Below are 18,459 nucleotides of genomic sequence, written 5' to 3'. Positions count from 1 at the left end.
CACGTTAGGTATGTTCTAACGAAAAGAATGACTTAGTGAACCGTCATTTATATTCAATTGGTGACAAAACTATCAGAATCGTTTAATAGTTGTACTGTCTAGATTCCAAATACTTAGACAATAATGAAAGAGCATAACAAACCACAAAATAGAAAAAGGTCATAGCAATAAACATGGGAATGACATAGTTTGAATTTTGTCCATAAATAATTTTTGCATTATGTGTCAGCTCTGGCAGTGAGATAATCACCGCTAGTGAAGTATCTTTAATCAAAGAAATTAATTGACTGAGAATTGCAGGTGTCATTGATTTGAGTGCTTGGGGAAAAACAATCATAGCCATTGTTTGGACATAATTCAGCCCAGTAGACAAACCAGCTTCCATCTGCCCTTTAGGAACAGCATTTAATCCTGCACGAAAGATTTCCGATAACATCGCTGACTCAAAGATAGTCAAAGCAGCTACTGCTGACCAGAAAATACTTAAACGAATACCAACTTGTGGTAAGGCAAAATAAGCAAAGAAAATGATAAGTAAAAGAGGCACATTTCTGATAACATCAGTAATAACGCCGATGATTTTTGAAAAATACGGGATTTTTGTAAAGCGGATGATTCCGACCAATCCACCGATAATAAAGCTAAAAATAATAGAAACCAGAGAGACTTCAATGGTCACTAACAGGCCTTCTAATAAAAAGCGGATATTAATCCACGAAAATGCTTGACTGAAATCCATAGAGAACTCTCCTTTCTATGAGCGGATGGCCCATCGTTTTTCTAAATAAACCATTAAATAAGATAACGGTAAAGTAATTACTAAATAGAACAAACCAACGATAATATATGTATCAAAGGTATTGAAGGTGGTACTTGCAATCAAGTCCCCTTGGTACATCAAATCAACCCCAGCGACCATCGCTAAGATAGAGGAATTTTTTACCAAGTTAATAAATTGGTTGCCTAATGGGGGAACAACAATTTTAAACGCTTGAGGTAAGATAATATAACGCATAGTTTCTGAGTAGGTAAATCCTGAAGACAAACCAGCTTCGGTCTGCCCTTTAGGAACGGTTTGAATTCCTGAACGTACGGTCTCAGCGATAAATGCGGATGTGTAGATAGTTAATCCAATAGTTCCTGCTTGAAACCCGTCAAAGCTCATCCAATAAAGAGGAACCACTACATAGAAAAACATTACGATAATTAATAAAGGAATATTTCTGAAAAATTCTACATAAGCTTTTGCTATGCCACGGATAAATTTATTACCAGATAGCTGAAAAATAGCCATAAGCGTCCCGATAATCAAACTAAAAAATAGTGCTAATAAGCTTGATAATATCGTTATTTTAAAGCCTTCAAGAAACATTCCAGAATAGGTCTGAAATAATTGACTCATGGTCTCTCCTCCTTACTGAACTTTTCCATCTGTCGAATTAGGGAACCATTTTTGATAGACTTTGTCATAAGTTCCATTTTTATGCATTTCTTCAAGTGCTTGATTGACAGCTTTTAAAAAGGCAGTTTGGCCTTTATCTATTGCGATGCCATAAGGTTCCTGTGTAAAGTTTCCACCTACTAATGTGTAGTTAGGATTTTCAGAAGCCATCCCAAGCAAAATAGCATTATCCGTTGTCATTGCGACTCCCTGCCCTGATTGTAGAGCGGTAAAGGCTTCTGCATAGTTTTCCAATTCAAGAATTTTTGCATCAGGTGCATGTTCACGAATATTGATAGCAGAGGTAGATCCTTTAACTGCAAGAACAGTTGTTTCACTGTTCAAATCTTTAACATTCGTAATTTCGCTGCCCTTTTTTACAAGTAGAGATTGCCCTGCATCAAAATAAACATCAGAGAAGTCGACTTGTTTTTTTCTCTCATCAGTAATCGTCATCGTTGCGATAATTGCATCGATATTGCCATTTCTAAGCAGTGGAATCCGGGTTTTTGAGGTCACTTCAACAAAGGTTGCTTTCGCCTCATCCCCCAGCATTTCCTTCGTAATTTCTTTGGCTATATCAATGTCAAAGCCCTCTACTTGACTTGTCTCGACATTCATCATACCAAACAAACGAGTATCATATTTGACTCCCCAGACAATTTCGGGTGTTTTTTCTGTTCGTGCCATGACATCTTCATTTGCGACACTGTTTATTTTACAAGCCGAAAGCATAAATAAAAGGAGCCCCAGTGCAAAGACTGAAAGAGATGATTTTAAAAATTTCATAAAGATCCTCCTTTTAGTGATCAATAATTTTGCTCAAAAATTGTTTCGCGCGTTCTTCTTTGGGATTATCAAAAAAGCCGAACACATCACGACTGTCTTCTAAGACTTCTCCATCCGCCATAAAGATAACTCGGTCTGCTACTTCTTTGGCAAAGCCCATTTCATGTGTCACAACAATCATCGACATACCATCACGTGCGAGTTTTTTCATGACGTTCAGCACATCACCAATCATCTCTGGATCTAATGCAGAAGTTGGCTCATCAAAAAGCAGCATCGCAGGATTCATGGCTAAGCCACGTGCGATTGCGACACGTTGTTGTTGTCCTCCTGATAACATAGATGGATACGAATCTTTTCGGTCGTACATATCCACTTTTTTTAGAAATTTTTCGGCGTTTTTGATTGCCGTTGCTTCGTCTTGTTTTAAGACTTTTATTGGGGCCAACGTGATGTTTTCTAACACCGTTTTATTTGGGTACAAATTAAAATGTTGGAAGACCATACCAATATTTTTACGAATTTCTGTCAATTTGACATCTTTTCCTAAGATATTCTGGTCGTTAATTAATAACTCACCTGAAGTAATCGTTTCTAACCCATTGATACAACGAAGCATGGTGCTTTTCCCTGAACCAGAGGGCCCAATCACAACCACGACTTCACCTTTTTCAAAGGATAAATCGATTGTTTTTAATGCATGAAATTTACCGTAGTATTTTTCAACATTTTTAAACTCGATCATAGCCATAACGTCACGCTCCTAATTAAAATTTAGATTAAAAAATCCTCATGATTTATTAACCATTTCACATTATAACGGATAAAATACTCAGATGTAAAGGTAAATTTATCAAATTTTTGAGAATAACATAATCTATTGTGCGAATTTCTAACATGGTGATGTTACTATGATTAAAATACGATGACAAATGATTATGTTTTCCATCTATACTTTTCGCTAAGTTTATAGGTTGTTTCTCGCTTAAAAAAAAGGTAAGATGATAAGTGCATGGGTTTTCCCAAATGGAATTTGAATAAAGGTGGATATGTATATGACAGATATTATTTTGACAGGTGATCGTCCAACTGGGCGCTTACATTTAGGACACTATGTAGGGTCATTAAGAAAACGTGTAGAAATGCAAGAGAATCCGGACAATAAATTATTTGTAATGGTTGCAGACATGCAAGCTTTAACAGATAATGCAAAAAATCCGCAAAAAGTCTCTGATAATCTACTAGAAGTCGTTTTGGATTACCTTTCAATTGGTTTGGATCCTGAAAAGACAACAATTTTTATTCAATCACAGATTCCTCAACTTGCAGAGTTAACGATGTATTTCTTAAACTTGGTTAGTGTCGGACGTGTGAAAAGAAATCCAACTGTAAAAGCTGAAATTGAACAAAAGAAGTTTGGAGAAAGTATTCCGACTGGCTTTTTTGTCTACCCAGTCTCACAAGCAGCGGATATTACGGCATTTAAGGCAACCCTTGTTCCTGTTGGGGATGATCAAAAACCAATGCTTGAACAAACACAAGAAATCGTTCAGACCTTTAACAATACGTATGGTGAAGTCTTAGTTGAACCAAAAGCGGTCCTTCCTCCAAAAGGAATGGGTCGTTTACCAGGAATTGACGGCAATGGAAAAATGAGTAAATCACTCGGAAATGGAATTTATTTAGCTGATTCTGCTGAAACTGTACAAAAGAAGGTCATGAGCATGTATACCGATCCAAATCATATTCATGTAGAAGATCCTGGTCAAGTAGAAGGAAATATGGTTTTCACTTATCTTGATGTGTTTGGTAAAGACAAAGAAAAGATTGAAGAGTTAAAAGCTCACTATCGCCGTGGTGGTTTAGGTGATGTGAAAATTAAACGCTACTTAATTGAAGTGCTTGAAGAAGAATTGGCCCCTATTCGTGCGCGACGTGAAGAGTTAAGCAAAAATCCAGAAGCAATCATGGCCATGCTGGAAAAAGGCAGTAAAGAAGCAGCAAAAGTAGCTGCCCAAACATTAAAAGAAGTAAAAACAGCAATGGGGATCAACTATTTTTAACTAACAGAAAAAAAGCTTGAGCCAGTCAGTCAATTGATACACGACTGCTTGCTCAAGTTTTTTTTGTTTAGTGCAAAGACGTGATACAGACACGTGAGAAGAAAAGTATTTACGGCCAAATTTCTTCAGCCATAAATACTTTTTTTGTCTATCGAATCACTGCACCATGTGTATCTGTCAAAGCAGTCGTTACTTTATCCATCGTTTTATTGATTTCTTCATCAGTTAATGTCGCTTCAGGGTTTGAGAAGGTTAAGCTATAAGCCATTGACTTGTAGCCTGCTTCAATCGAATCACCTTGGTAGACATCAAATAGCTGAATGCTTGTCAAATATTTTCCAGCTGACTGAGTGATTGTTTCGGATAATTCATGGTTGTTTACTTTTTCAGAAACTAACAGCGCAATGTCACGGCTGACTGCTGGGAATTTTGAGACAGATTTATAAACAAACCCATTTTTCTCTGTAGTCAATAAACCATGTAGATTAAGTTCTGCAACGTAAGTCTCAGGAATATCATAGGCTTTTGCTACTGCTGGATGGACTTGTCCAACAAAGCCAATTTTCTCTTCCCCTAGATATATTTCAGCACTTCTTCCAGGATGTAAATCTGCCATATTGCTGACAGGTTGATAGGCGATCATATCCACTACAGAAAGCTGTTCAAAAAGGGTTTCAAGCATTCCTTTAAGCGTATAAAAATCAACTTTTTGGTTTTGTTGATGCCAATTTTTAACTTCTTTAAGACCAGTTAAAGCCAAGCCTAAATGTTTTTCTTCTAATGGGAGATTCTTTTTACCATCCTTATCTTGATAGAAAACATTCCCAATTTCATAGAAAGAGATATTCGAATTTTTGCGTGCCACGTTATAAGCCACATCATCTAACAATCCACTAATTAAGTTCATTCGTAACACAGAGCGGTCTTCACTCATTGGCCAATCTAGACGTGTTAACTGGCTTTCTCTCATTTGGAATTGAGTTGATTTTTCTTCAGTTGTTAAAGCATAACTAATCGCTTCACTTGCCCCACTACCTTCAAGGATTGAACGAACGGTTCTAGTTAATGATTGTTCAGCTGTTAAACTACCTGCCACTGTTTCTCCATTTGGTAAAGTGGATGGTAAACGATCATAACCATAAATACGAGCAACCTCTTCGATGATATCTGCTTCAATTTGAATATCCCAGCGGCGTGGTGGAATAGAAATGACGTAACTTTCCCCTTCTACTGTATAGTCAAATTGAAGTGCTTCAAATAACTCATTTACTTGATCAATTGACAAAGTCGTTCCTAAATAACCATTGATTCGACCTAATTCAATCGAAACTTCAACATTTTTAGGGACAATAGAGGCTCCCTCAACAGCTCCTGATAAAACAATCCCACCTGAAAGCTTAGCAATTAATGCAGCTGCAGCCTCATTTGCTTGGCTGATTGTAGCTTGATTAATCCCTTTTTCAAAACGTGAAGAAGACTCGCTTCTAAGGTTAAAGTGTTTTGAGGTGCGGCGAATAGAGACATTATCAAACATCGCAGCTTCCAAAGCAACCGTTGTCGTTTCAGAAGAAATTTCAGAGTTTGCGCCCCCCATAACTCCTGCCAAAGCAACTGGTTCTTTGCCATTTGTGATAACAATATTATCAGTGGTTAATTCTCTTGTTTCACCGTCTAAAGTGATCAGTGTTTCGCCAGCATTTGCTCGACGAACTAAGATTTCTTTACTCTCTAATTTATCGTAGTCAAACGCATGCAGAGGTTGGCCAAATAATAGTAAGATGTAATTGGTCACATCAACAACATTGTTAATTGGACGAATTCCTTCATTCATCAAACGATTTTGTAACCACTGTGGGCTAGGCTCAATTTTTACATTTTCGATGATACGAATTTGGTAAGCGGGTGAATCAACCGTATCAGTAACTGATACAGCAATCTTGTCACTTGCCTTTTCAGCAGACTCTACTAAAACTTCATCATTAAAAGTCGGTGTTTGACGATAGATAGCTCCTACTTCATGAGCCACTCCTCGGATGGATAACGCATCTGCACGGTTTGGTGTAATAGATAACTCAATAATTGAATCGTCCATTTCAAGATAGGAGAAAACAGCCGAACCATTCACCGCATCTTCTGGTAAATAATAAATTCCTTCTGAGTACTCTTTTGGAACAACGCTATCTGAAAAGCCTAATTCTTCTAACGAACAAATCATTCCATTAGAGACTTGACCACGCATTTTCCCTTTTTTAATTTTTACGTTTCCTGTAATTCTTGAACCAGGTAAGGCTACGATGACTTTGATTCCGGCCTTTACGTTAGGTGCGCCGCAAACAATCTGAGACAGCTCCTCTTCACCAATATCAACTTGGCAAATAGACAAGTGATCTGAGTCAGGATGTGGGATACATTCTTTGACTTCTCCGACAACGATTTTTTTCAAACCCTCCTCAGGAACATCAATTCCCTCCACTTCAATCCCAGTTACAGACATTGTATCTGCTAGCTCTTTTGGAGAGACCTTTGATAAATCTAAATATTCATTTAACCATTTATAAGATACTAACATGTTTATTCCCCCTTGAATTGACTTAAGAAACGTAAATCATTTTGATAAAAATTACGAATATCATTTACGCCGTAACGAAGCATTGCTACACGGTCTGGGCCTAATCCAAAGGCAAAACCAGAGTATACTTCTGGGTCAATTCCTGACATTTTTAAGACATTTGGATGCACCATTCCAGCACCCAATATTTCAATCCAACCAGTATGTTTGCAGACATTACAGCCTTCACCGCCACATTTGAAGCAGCTCACATCAACTTCAACTGAAGGTTCAGTAAAAGGGAAATAGCTAGGACGTAAGCGGATTTTACGGTCTTCACCGAACATTTTTTTCATCATCACTTCTAAGGTTCCTTTTAAGTCACCCATTGTAATGTGTTTATCGATAACCAACCCTTCAATTTGGTGGAATTGGTGGCTGTGTGTCGCATCATCTGTATCTCGACGGAAAACTTTCCCTGGAGAAATCATCCGTAAAGCTCCTTTAGAAAAATCATGTTTTTCCATAGTCCGTGCTTGAACGGGTGAAGTATGCGTACGAATAAGAATCTCATCAGAAATATAAAATGTATCTTGCATATCACGTGCAGGATGATCTTTAGGTAAATTCATTCGTTCGAAGTTGTAGTGATCGGATTCAACCTCATACCCTTCAACTATTTTGTACCCCATACCCACAAAAATATCTTCAATTTCTTCCATGATTTGTGTCAACACATGACGCGTTCCATGATTGATTTTTGTACCTGGCAAAGTGACATCAATCGTTTCTTTTGCTAAGGCTTGGTTAAGAGCCGCCGCTTCTAAAACAGTTTTTCTATTTTCAAGCGCCACTGTTAGTAAGTCGCGAATCTCATTGGCAAAACCGCCGACCACTGGACGTTCTTCAGGTGTTAAATCCTTCATTCCTCTAAGGACCTCAGTAATAGGGCCTTTTTTCCCTAATGTTTCGACACGAATTTGGTTTAATTTTGCCAAGTCGTCAGTAGCTGAAATCTTTTCGAGTGTTTCTTTTTTTAATGACTCTAATTGTGCTTGTAAAGACATAGTTTCTTCCTCCTTAAAAATTGCTTTTGGAAAAATGAACGAAAAAAAGCCTTCGTATCCAATAAGGAACGAAGGCTCGTGTTACCATCCTAATTCGTAATAAATTTCATTACGCACTTAATTTATTAACGACTTGCGCCGGTCTATACTTTTATAGACAAACTCCGGAAGTGAACTTCATTTTTCGAGTACTTGATTTGCTTTCAGTCTATGACAAATCTCCCTAGTAAGTCTCAGCCAAATTACTCTTTTCCATCGACATTTTTTCTTATCCAATTGACTCTAGTGTACAAGATTTCATCTGGTAAATCAACTACATTCTTCTTTTGTCACCCAACGTTCACTCCAACTTTGCAATTGCCGCATCGTTTCTTCTAAATCGGCCCCTTTATCTGTCAGCATATATTCTGAACGACTAGACTCTTGACAAGAAATATTTCGTGTGACGATATTTTCTTTTTCCAACTCTTTTAAACGCTCTACTAAGACGCGGTCGCTAACCATGGGGATTTTGTTGGCTAACTCAACAAAGCGTTGTGGACCGTTTTCCAACAGGACATCAATGATCAGTCCATTCCATTTCTTTCCTAAAATAGAAAAAGTTTTTTCGAATTTGGGACAGAGTGTAAACTCATCATATTTTACTTGTTCCATTCTTCCTCACCTCGTATGACTAAGTATATCACAATGCTTACCTTTTGTAAGCTTGTTTGCTTACAAAGTAATTGACGTATCAGATTTTATCTGTCACATCGATGACCTCTTGAATCGTTAAGAGGACCAGGCAAACTTTTGTTACTGGTTTGTTTAGTGCATCACTCAGAGATTTTTTGTAGAGACGTAATTGCCCCAAATAGCGTTGAGTAATTTGTTCCACTGATTCTTGACGATTCTCTTTTGCGATAGTATCTGTTTTGAAATCATAAAGAACAATTTCATCCTCTTTCTCCAAATAGCCATCAATAATCCCGTGAATCAGTAAATCATCTTCACCTGTTGGATAATCGAAAAATATCTCATCAGCAGGTACTAAGGTTGAAAAGGGTTGTTCGCGTTTGACTGCTAAGTGATTCGCTAATAGATCCGCTGCTAGAGGTGTCTGATAAAACCATAAGATGGTTTCTCGATTGATTCTTTTGGCAATCTCTTTAGCGATTAAGCGTTTTTGAACAAGCTCTTGGATTAATTGCTCCACTTCATCAGCCGTTGGAATACGGTCAATTGGTAAAAGTTGTAGAAGATAGTGAGTAGCGGTCCCAATAGCAGCTCCAGAAATCACTTGTTGCTGATTCAAAAATTTAGGTGTTGCCAAATTTTCCTGAGTATAGCGGAACTTTTGATTTAAAGCTTTTGTTTCCTGACTTTCCCAAGTTAGTTTGGCAGCTTGACTATCATCTGGATCCTCAAACAGTCGTTTGATTTCTGAAACAGATTGGTAGCTAGTTGTTTGTGTTGCAGCATCATATTCGTACATATAGTCTAAACGTTGTGCGACCTTCTGCAAGTCCCCTCTAGCTAGTTCGACCTGATTTTCAGCGCCTGCTTCAAAGGTTTCCTGAGTATAGTTTTTCAGTCTATCTGCAATCTGGTCTTCGGTAATCCAGTGAATTTGGAAATCGCCTGGGTGCTCTTGTAAAGGAAGATAAGGCTCATAGTTTTCGTCATAGTTCTTCATAGAAGGATGTCGCATGAGCGTCATGCCAATCCAATTCAATAAACTTCCCTGACTTTTCATTCTTGATGCTGGATCTAAGACCAGTGATTTTTGGCTGTAAGCATCTGACCAAGCTTTTAACGTCTCTTCCTTATTCTTATAAGAACCGACTAAAAATAATTTTTGTTCAGCACGGGTTAAACCAACATAGAGCTTTCGCATCTCTTCTGATAAAAGCTTGATTGTTTTTACTTGCTTGATTGCTTGATAGGCAAGCGTATCATAAAGAACACGTGTATCGGGTGTAAGATAACGAATCCCAGCACCTAGATTTTCCTCAAACATATACCGTGCTTTGACATCCTGTAGATTAAACTGTTTGCTCATATCTAATAAAAAGACAACCGGAAATTCTAAACCTTTACTTGCATGGATGGTCATAACTCGAACCGCATTTTCTTCTGTAATGGTTAGAGGTTCAGCCAAATCTTTGTCTTTCTCTTGCATCTTTTCAATAAAACGAACAAATTGATATAAGCCACGGAAACTACTTTGCTCATAAGCTTTTGCTCGGTCCACCAAGGCAATTAAGTTGGCTTGGCGTTGACTTCCAGCAGGCAAACCGGTCACATAATCCAAGTAGGCTGTTTCATCGTAGATCGTCCAAAGTAACGTTGCTAAAGGTTCGCGTCTAGAAAGCTCGCGCCACGATGCTAATCGAGTGAGAAAGGTCGTCAGTTTGCCAGCCAGCTCATCGGATTCTTGTTCTTCATAAAGACACATTGCTACATAAAAGCTACTTTTTCGATCCGCAATTCTTATTTTTGCTAACTCGTCTTCAAGTAATCCAACAATCGGTGAACGTAAAACAGCCGCAAGAGGAATATCTTGTAAAGGGTTATCAATAATCTGTAATAAGGAAATTATAATCCGAATTTCCGTTGCTTGGAAATAGTTTTGAGCATCATTCACTTCAACAGGAATATCTAACGTCTTAAAGACATCTAAAATAGCCAAGTTATTCTTTTTTGTTGGCGTAAGGAGCACAATATCTTTATAGGACAGTCTACGGTCTTCTTTTGCTTTTTTATCATAAATCATAAAACCAGAATCTACCAACTCACGAATCTTCAAGGCGGTCACATATAATTCGCCTTCTGTTTTATCCTCAATAAATTCAGTTGGGACAAGGGCTTCTTCTGAGGATTCTTGTTCTTTTTCATAAATCAATAGCTCGGGCGTAAAGGTCTTACTTTCAGGGAATACAGGAAAGCCGTAAACTAACTTGGCTGCTTCGTCATATTCAATTTGACCAACCGATTCATCCATCAATTGCTCAAAAACAAGATTGGTAAAATCCAACACTTCAGAGCGAGAACGGAAATTTTCGGCCAGAATGATTCTCCGACCACCAGATTCATCTTTGAAGGCGGTATATTTTTCAATAAATAAAGTTGGGTCTGCTAGTCTAAAGGAATAAATTGATTGTTTGACATCCCCTACCATGAACATATTTCCGTTCGTATCATCCGGCTCTCTTAACCAATACAACAGATTTTCTTGTAGTCGATTCACATCTTGATACTCATCAACCATGACTTCTTTAAACTTACTTCTATAGTAATGAGAAGCTTCTGTTGCTTGCCATTCGCCATTAGAGAAGTGTGCTAGTATTTGAAGCGTAAAATGCTCCAAGTCATTAAAGTCCAAGACACCTTTCTCAAGTTTTCTACGGTGATAGCTTTCCATGAATGTAGCAGTTACCTCGCCCATTAACTCTACTAAAGGAAGGGACTGATTCATCAATTCCATCATCTTATCTGGGGAAACATTAAAGAAAGCTTTAATCAAATTCTCAATGCTCTTTTTTGTTTTGTCCCGATATGCTTTAACCTCCACAGAATAAGGCTTCAACTCTTCTTTTCGTATTGAAGGATAGCGTTCAAAAACAATCGATTCAACGTAACGATAAGCCTCTTGTAATTGATCGTTTTGAACGGCCTTTAAAAAGCCTTCAAACATCTCTTTTTCATCAGAGACTAATGTATGAACCTTCTCTAGCCCAGGAACTTGGGCAATATCGACCATTGTCTCGTAGTTTTTTACAGCATGGGCTAATTGATTCACTAATTGAGGGCGAATATATTTTTGATACAAGCTAGACTGTTCAATGCCTTTATCGACTCTGTAATTTTCAGCAAGTGAACGTAACCATTCTTTTGGTGCTGGGTTGGCACGGGCGAATTCATAGAGCGAAAACACCATCTCAGTTAAGCCGTTATCATTTCGATCATTTGAAAAGTTAGCCGTCAATTGATAGAATAATTCTTCTTTTTCAGCGTAAAGCTGTTCACGCAATTCTTCCCAAACATCTTCTTTTAGTAGTAACGTTTCTGTCTCATCTGTCAGCATTCGAAAGACTGGATCTAAGTCGATGAGATAATAAAAACGTCTGATAACTGTTAAACAGAATGCATGTAAAGTCGAAATTGAGGCAGTTGGTAACAATAAAAGTTGCTGGGTAAAATGCTGTTTGTCTGCGTCACTAGTAGCTGTATTGATTGATTCTTGAAGCGAGTGTTGAATTCGTTCTTTCATCTCTCTAGCGGCGGCTTCAGTATAGGTAACAATTAATAATTCATCAATATTGGTACCACTTTTCAATTTTTCAATGACTCGTTGAACTAAGACAGTCGTTTTCCCTGAACCAGCAGATGCTGAAACAAGTAAGTTGTCTTCACCATCATAAATAGCTTGCCATTGCTGAGGAGTATAAGTTTCTTCAGGACCTTTTGGTGGAATCTTAACCATTTGTTTTCTCTCCTCCCTCAGTTGATTTGCCTTGTTGCTCTTCTTGAATTTTCTGTAAGGCACTTTCTTTTGTTAATTTTTCTAATCGATGGTAGTTATTTTCTTTTAGCATTACATCAAAGGTACAAATACTTCTAAATGGACAATACTGACAAGCAATACGTTGTTTGTCCTTATACGCAGGATTGAGTTTTATTTCACCAGACTTAATGGATTCCCCAGCTTCTTGCATGTTTTTTCTGTTATGCGTCATAAACTGAGACAGCTCCTCTTCTGTGAAGAACTTGTCTTTACTCAACGCATTTTTTTGATAAAGATCCTTAGCATTTTTTTTGATTGGAAATAGTACAGAAGATTCTTTTGCTTCCAAGCTTGTATCTAAAGTGGCATAGAGCTCTGGCTCATCCACAAATAGGCCATCATAGCTATATTTTTTCAGAGTATCTTTTTCAATGGTTTCCTCAGAAGTCAATACAGGATTATGCACATGTAAATAAAAGGCCCCTGCTGGATGGACTGTTTCTTTTTTTTGCCCCGTTAAACGAGTGGCATCCATCAAGGCTACATCCAAGTAAGTTAACAGCTGCATAGCCATACCATAATAGGCTTCAGTTACATCAAATGAGCGACCACTTGATTTGTAGTCCACCACACTAAGCCAAGTTTGGCCGTCTGTTGTTGCTACATCTAAACGGTCAATTTTCCCTCTGAGATGCAGATTTCCACCAGTTTTTAGAGGAATCTCCATTCCAGGAATCCCTTTTTCACCCGCAATTTGCCCAAATAAAATCTCTGTCTGTAGTGGTGACATCCCTGTTCTCAGACTTTGTTTTTGTAAGGCCCAAGCCACTTTTTGGATAGTTTGTTCTAGTTGATAACGGATATAATTCATCCGCGCAGAGCTTGATAATATATCAAATCGAATCTCACCAAAGACACTTTTTAAGACTTCTTCAGTAAATTCTTTGCGAGACTCTTCATTCAATTCAGTCAGCAACAAGTTCTTTGAAAAAAGGAGCTTAAAGAATTGATCCAGTGCTTCATGATAAAAATCTCCTGTAGCAGCTGGCGTCAGTCCATAAGTTTCTCTTTCTTTTAATTTCAAACCAAAGTTCGCAAAGTATTTATACTGACAGTTATAAAAGTTTTCCATTCGAGAAATAGAGGCATATAAGTCTTCCCCATAAATTTCCTCAGCGAGTTTGCTTGAAAGAGAGACTGGAATATTCTGATAATAACGACTAGAAAAGACCTTCTCGGCTAATTCTCGATAGTCCGAGTTTTTCAATTTTTTCTCAATAGTCTGCCAATTGATGGGCAAATGAGCCTTTGCTTCATCTGATAAACGATAAAGCGTATTTAAGCTACTGATTAAATTACGATACGTTCCAACAAAATGTGACAGTTCACTGGTCAATTGCAAGGAGTTTCTTTCCTTTACAGGAATCCCTAGATAGTCACTGACCCTTGCAAGATAAGGCGAGATACGTAGATTCTTTTTCGTGTCATAGTTGGCTGCATAACTAAGATAAAGTTTCTCACTAGCAGAAAGAAAGACCAAATACGCTTGGAATGGTTTTTGAGCCATTGATTGACTGGAAGCATCCACTAAGTATTGATTTTCCTCTAAACGTTCATTTAGTAATTGCCGCTCCTCGCTGGTTAATAAGCCTTTTGTCTCTGCTTGGCTGGGAAATACTTGTTCGCTTAAGCCCAGCGCAAAGGTGACTTTTCCCTGATCAATTCTTGCCAAATCAAGTTTATTGACTTGAACTTGATCAATGGCTGTCGGGATTTTCCCATAACTTAGATTTTCTAGACCACTCGCTAAAATCTCTTGGAAAATTCGCCAATCAAATGATTCTGCGCCATAGATAACTACATATTCATCCAATAAATCAATCAGAGCGCTCCATGTTTGTTCATGATTTCGAGCTGCTTCTAAATTCCCTCTTGTTACTTCTTGGTCACGCCATGCAATTAATTGGGTCTCTACACCAGACTCAATCAAAAACTGATAAAGTATGGTTGCCGCTTCACTACCTGTTGTCGTTTGTTTGATTGCTGCAAAAAAATCGGGCAGTCTCGTTTGAAGTAATCTTCGAATCTGGTTTGAAACGGTCTCCAATGACTCAGATTCGTTCAGTGTTTCAGATTCAAAATCATAGGAAATAAAATTCCAATCACGTTCTCTCGTCCAAAAGCTGCCTTGAAAGTTATAGGCTAAGGAGACGTTTTCTGTGATATCCACATTTCGGCGAAAAGCATCTCTACTAGCTTGCCAATGTTGCGCATCACTTTCTGGTAAAAATAATTCTGTTCGTAGAAAACGGAAAATATCAGCTTGACGATAATGATAACGATCAATTGCAAACAGAGCATTCAGAAACTCAACTAATGGATGCTGTTCCATCAATTGATCCTCATCGATGTAACAAGGAATAGCCATCTGAGAAAAAATCGGTTCAATTAGATGTTTGTATAGTTCAACATCCCCCGTCAATAGTTGGATATCTCGATAACGATAGTGTTCCTCCACTACCAATCGCCGAATCTCTACAGCCATGTGCTGAATCTCAACAGTTGGTGTATCAGCTTTCCATAACGCAATGGTCTTTGTTTCGCCGATCTTTTTCTTTTCAAAAGGCTCTTGATTCTGTGTCGCTACCCACATATCATCTAACACATCAAACTCCGCCACTCTTTGTTTGATTGGTGCCATCTTATCATGAAAGGTTGGCACTTTTTGTTGATTTGCGACTTGTTTTAGTCGGTAATACAGCTCTCCCGTTTCTCTAAACAAGTTGAGTGGATGTGGTTTTTCAATTGGATAACTTTTATCAAGAATTAAGGCGATTGACAGATGTCCATAAGTCATTAGATTTGAGACTAATTGATGCTCTTGACCATTAAAATGAGAGAATCCAGATACGATAAATTTTGTATGAGTCAAATCAATGGTTGGTAAATAATTCATCAATAAATCCAAAACATCTGGTGAATGGATGTCTCGTTTTAGGAGCTCCTCTTCGAATTTTGCAAAAAGAAAGTGTAAATCGGCAAGCTTGAGCTGTTGATCGATAGCTTTCCCTAGTGTTTGAGTTTCCTTTATTTGAAGATCTTCCGGAGCTATATTGCCGTTTTTCAGTTCCATATAAAGTGCATAAAGCTGTTGAATAAAACCAGTTTTGTTAACTTCACCACGAAAGACGGTTAGGTTTTCTTGCTCTTTTTCCAAAATTTGTCGGAAAATCATCGCAGCGCCCGCTTCACTTAGCTCATTTCCAGACAGTAAAGTCGTTTGTTGAAGGAAAAACCAGGCAAGACGATAGAAACTAAACACTTGGACTCTTGTTGTACTGATTGTTTTTCGATTATTTGAGTGGCGTAGTTGAGATAAAATTTCTTGTTCTTGCTCAAATTTATTATAGTTAGGGACTAAAAAATAGACCTCGTTTTGGGGATTTTTTGAGAGCCATTCGTTGGCTTCTTGGATTAAAGAAACTTGATGGTCATGTTTTGCTGAACCGAGAATAAATTGTAGACTCACGTGATCACATCCTTCTTTTATGTTTGTCTAACATGTTTACATGCATGTCTATTATAACAAACTACGGAACGCTTGTTCTGATTTTCGACTAATTTTTTTATTTTCTATTTTTTAAAATTCTAATAGAGATAACCATTAATAACCTCTTCATTAAACAGATACGAAAAAAAGATAGTATATTTTGTTTGAAAATGCTTCTTTTGTTTGACAGCAAAAAAAGAAGCAGAGCTCAGACTCTACTTCTTTTTAAGAAAATTAATGAACAGCACCCATTAATTTTTTTATTGGATTTTTTATTAGGAATAGAATAATTCCGGCAATGACGGCAACACCGCCAACAATTCCGAAATAACCAGATTCAGTTGCTGGCGTATAAAATCTAGCAATTTGGGCATTGATTGCTTGAGAAGCTGCATCAGCCAGTAACCAGATAGCAACCGTTTGAGCTTCAAAAGCACGTGGCGCTAGTTTGGTTGTGATGGATAAACCTACAGGAGATAAGCACATCTCTCCGACAATCATAATAAAGAAGCTGAAAATCAGCCATAATGGACTGACTTTTCCTTCTGTACCAAACAATAGTCCTGGAAACATAAGTAGGACAAAAGATAAACCCGCAAAAATTAATCCAATCGAAAATTTTGTGACAGTTGAAGGTTGTTTTTTCCCTAGTTTGGTCCACAATGTCACAAAAACTGGCGTCAAAATGAAGACAAAGATTGGGTTGAGCGATTGGAACCAGCTAGCAGCCACCGAAAAACCGAAAAGTGAATCTTTTGTTCGTTCACTAGCAAATAAAGCAAGGATAGATGAACCTTGTTCTTCTAGTGACCAAAAGACGATTGCTGATAAGAATAATGGAATGTATGCTAAGACTTTAGGTTTTTCTTCAGGTGTTACATCCTTTGAAGTTAACATTTTCGTAAAATAATAGACAGGTAATAAGATTCCTAAGAGACTAATCATATTGACCACAAAATCAATTGTTAAATGATTGGTTACATAAGCAATTCCGAAAATCAGTAGAACGATAAGAAGAGCCGTGAGAAAAGCAAAACCAAATTTTTTCTTTTCCGCCTGATTCATTGGATTGGTCGGTTCCATTCCAATAGTAACTAAACTATTTTTTCCTTGAATATAATATTGCAATAAACCAAAGAACATACCAAATGCGGCAACAGAAAATCCTAAGTGATAGTTATAATCTTGTCCTAATGTTCCCACGATAAACGGCGCAAGTAAAGCCCCCATATTAATTCCCATATAAAAGATTGAGAATCCAGCGTCGCGTCGCAAATCGGTTTTTGAATAAAGATGTCCGACCATTCCTGAAACGTTTGGTTTTAACATCCCTGTCCCGATAATAATCAAGAGCATTGAAAGAAATAATGCGCCAATTCCTAAAGGGGTTGCCAATACAATATGGCCAATCATGATGAACAAGCCGCCGTAAAAGACGGTTTTTCTTGAACCAAAGACCCTATCGGATAACCAACCACCAATGATACTGGACATAAATACAAGTGAACCGTAGATAGACATGATAGCCAATGCCGATGCTCTAGGTAATCCTAAGCCCCCATTAGCTACCGTATCATAAATATAATAAATGAGTAACGCACGCATACCATAGTAGCTGAATCTTTCCCACATTTCTGTGAAGAACAATGTCGATAAGCCTTTGGGTTGCCCAAAGAATGACCGATCCTGATCATTTTCCATTGTAAAACCCCAATTCTTTTTATTCAGAATAAATCATTCAAACTGCATGAATATCCTAAAAAAATTAATAACTGTAAGTTTATACCTCCAACATGTTAAATAGATGATTAAACAGTTGCAATGCAATTAGAAAACATTCGTCTTTTTTTCAGAAAATAAAAAGAGGCTTGCATAGGTGCCCTCAGAACTTTTCACTCGGGTGCTAAAAGTTCGAACAGGCTGCAAGACTCTTTTGTTGATGATTATTCGATAACAATTTCAAGATCTGCTTCTTCGCCTAATTTTGTTGAAAGAAAAAGAACTAATTCTTCAACAGGAAGCGAAAACTTTAGAAGTGGCCCTCTTAAGCCATTTCTAAAAAAATTCATTTTAATCTCGCTTGAATCGTTGGTTTGATACAAAACAACTCGATCAATCTCTGAATAGATGACCCCTCGACGATCAAAAACATTTAGAATAATTCTCTCGTCACTAAGCCCTTTTCTGTCTAATAAAAAGCTCAAAAATATCAGCGCAGAGAGAATGCCACGTAAACGATCATCAACCGTTGTATAGGTGGTAACCGTTAGCCAAAGAGTCAAAATAGTAATACAAACTATAAAGACAGTCGTATTTCTTCTCCTGACTGCTTTAATACGAATCTCTTTTCTTACCATCATTAAATATAAAAACATGATAATTACAAATAAGAAGAGTAACACCGTAAATAGACTCATGAATTTCTCCCATCCTTTTTTGTTAAATACTTTCTTAATCATAACAGACTATACGCAAAATGAATAAGAATTTTTTTCTGTAAAGAAAAAGAGATTGT

General features: G+C 37.5%; 12 protein-coding genes and 1 other annotated feature. Of the genes, 1 reads left to right on the top strand and 11 read right to left on the bottom strand.

The features are described 5' to 3' along the window. Positions 1-82: 82 nt before the first annotated feature. From IGI37_RS07770 to IGI37_RS07755, 4 genes are read right to left on the bottom strand one after another with little or no spacing between them, the layout of a single operon-like run. Positions 83-739 (bottom strand): amino acid ABC transporter permease, encoded by a 657-nt coding sequence (locus IGI37_RS07770; protein ID WP_438761031.1) that lies wholly within the window; start codon positions 737-739, stop codon positions 83-85. Positions 740-754: 15 nt separating this feature from the next. Then, complete coding sequence (locus tag IGI37_RS07765) at positions 755-1,402, bottom strand: amino acid ABC transporter permease (protein WP_438761030.1); 648 nt, start codon at positions 1,400-1,402, stop codon at positions 755-757. A gap of 12 nt (positions 1,403-1,414) precedes the next feature. Beyond that, on the bottom strand, positions 1,415-2,230 hold the full coding sequence (locus IGI37_RS07760) for a transporter substrate-binding domain-containing protein (protein WP_438761029.1): 816 nt from the start codon (positions 2,228-2,230) through the stop codon (positions 1,415-1,417). A 13-nt stretch (positions 2,231-2,243) separates the two neighbouring features. Next, positions 2,244-2,981, bottom strand: coding sequence for an amino acid ABC transporter ATP-binding protein (locus tag IGI37_RS07755; RefSeq protein WP_438761028.1), 738 nt, complete (start codon positions 2,979-2,981; stop codon positions 2,244-2,246). 304 nt (positions 2,982-3,285) lie between these two features. On the opposite strand from IGI37_RS07755, the gene trpS reads away from it, so the two are divergent. Beyond that, positions 3,286-4,293 (top strand): tryptophan--tRNA ligase, encoded by a 1,008-nt coding sequence (trpS, locus tag IGI37_RS07750; protein WP_438761027.1) that lies wholly within the window; start codon positions 3,286-3,288, stop codon positions 4,291-4,293. 148 nt (positions 4,294-4,441) lie between these two features. On the opposite strand, the gene pheT is transcribed toward trpS, so the two are convergent. The 7 genes from pheT to IGI37_RS07715 all read right to left on the bottom strand — a co-directional run bounded on the left by pheT (position 4,442) and on the right by IGI37_RS07715 (position 18,361). Beyond that, positions 4,442-6,862 carry a phenylalanine--tRNA ligase subunit beta gene (pheT, locus tag IGI37_RS07745; protein ID WP_438761026.1) on the bottom strand — a complete coding sequence of 807 codons (2,421 nt, stop codon included), beginning with the start codon at positions 6,860-6,862 and terminating at the stop codon, positions 4,442-4,444. 2 nt (positions 6,863-6,864) lie between these two features. Then, positions 6,865-7,908, bottom strand: a complete 1,044-nt coding sequence (gene pheS, locus IGI37_RS07740) for a phenylalanine--tRNA ligase subunit alpha (protein ID WP_438761025.1) — start codon at positions 7,906-7,908, stop codon at positions 6,865-6,867. Between the two features lie 61 nt (positions 7,909-7,969). Continuing rightward, positions 7,970-8,176 (bottom strand) — a binding site (T-box leader). Positions 8,177-8,217: 41 nt separating this feature from the next. Continuing rightward, positions 8,218-8,562 (bottom strand): winged helix-turn-helix transcriptional regulator, encoded by a 345-nt coding sequence (locus tag IGI37_RS07735; protein WP_438761024.1) that lies wholly within the window; start codon positions 8,560-8,562, stop codon positions 8,218-8,220. 79 nt (positions 8,563-8,641) lie between these two features. Beyond that, complete coding sequence (gene addA, locus IGI37_RS07730; protein WP_438761023.1) at positions 8,642-12,373, bottom strand: helicase-exonuclease AddAB subunit AddA; 3,732 nt, start codon at positions 12,371-12,373, stop codon at positions 8,642-8,644. Beyond that, a complete protein-coding gene (locus IGI37_RS07725) occupies positions 12,366-15,923 on the bottom strand; it encodes a PD-(D/E)XK nuclease family protein (RefSeq protein WP_438761022.1) in 3,558 nt (1,185 codons plus the stop codon). Before IGI37_RS07725 ends, addA begins: the two co-directional genes overlap by 8 nt. 255 nt (positions 15,924-16,178) lie before the next feature. Further along, on the bottom strand, positions 16,179-17,645 hold the full coding sequence (locus IGI37_RS07720; RefSeq protein WP_438761021.1) for a peptide MFS transporter: 1,467 nt from the start codon (positions 17,643-17,645) through the stop codon (positions 16,179-16,181). Between the two features lie 242 nt (positions 17,646-17,887). Then, positions 17,888-18,361, bottom strand: a complete 474-nt coding sequence (locus IGI37_RS07715) for a hypothetical protein (protein WP_438761020.1) — start codon at positions 18,359-18,361, stop codon at positions 17,888-17,890. Between the last annotated feature and the right edge of the window lie 98 nt (positions 18,362-18,459).

The sequence above is a fragment of the Enterococcus sp. AZ194 genome, from assembly GCF_051713825.1.
GTDB lineage: Bacteria > Bacillota > Bacilli > Lactobacillales > Enterococcaceae > Enterococcus_K.
The sequence above is the reverse complement of the archived record's forward strand: the minus strand, read 5'-3'. Positions and strand labels throughout refer to the sequence as shown.

What these genes read in the sequence shown, in the direction of transcription:
- trpS (WP_438761027.1), top strand. Translation starts at nt 3,286, where the DNA reads ATGACAGATATTATTTTGACAGGTGATCGTCCAACTGGGCGCTTACAT.
- IGI37_RS07735 (WP_438761024.1), bottom strand. Translation starts at nt 8,562, where the DNA reads ATGGAACAAGTAAAATATGATGAGTTTACACTCTGTCCCAAATTCGAA.
- addA (WP_438761023.1), bottom strand. Translation starts at nt 12,373, where the DNA reads ATGGTTAAGATTCCACCAAAAGGTCCTGAAGAAACTTATACTCCTCAG.
- pheT (WP_438761026.1), bottom strand. Translation starts at nt 6,862, where the DNA reads ATGTTAGTATCTTATAAATGGTTAAATGAATATTTAGATTTATCAAAG.
- IGI37_RS07715 (WP_438761020.1), bottom strand. Translation starts at nt 18,361, where the DNA reads ATGAGTCTATTTACGGTGTTACTCTTCTTATTTGTAATTATCATGTTT.
- pheS (WP_438761025.1), bottom strand. Translation starts at nt 7,908, where the DNA reads ATGTCTTTACAAGCACAATTAGAGTCATTAAAAAAAGAAACACTCGAA.
- IGI37_RS07755 (WP_438761028.1), bottom strand. Translation starts at nt 2,981, where the DNA reads ATGGCTATGATCGAGTTTAAAAATGTTGAAAAATACTACGGTAAATTT.
- IGI37_RS07720 (WP_438761021.1), bottom strand. Translation starts at nt 17,645, where the DNA reads ATGGAAAATGATCAGGATCGGTCATTCTTTGGGCAACCCAAAGGCTTA.
- IGI37_RS07770 (WP_438761031.1), bottom strand. Translation starts at nt 739, where the DNA reads ATGGATTTCAGTCAAGCATTTTCGTGGATTAATATCCGCTTTTTATTA.
- IGI37_RS07760 (WP_438761029.1), bottom strand. Translation starts at nt 2,230, where the DNA reads ATGAAATTTTTAAAATCATCTCTTTCAGTCTTTGCACTGGGGCTCCTT.
- IGI37_RS07765 (WP_438761030.1), bottom strand. Translation starts at nt 1,402, where the DNA reads ATGAGTCAATTATTTCAGACCTATTCTGGAATGTTTCTTGAAGGCTTT.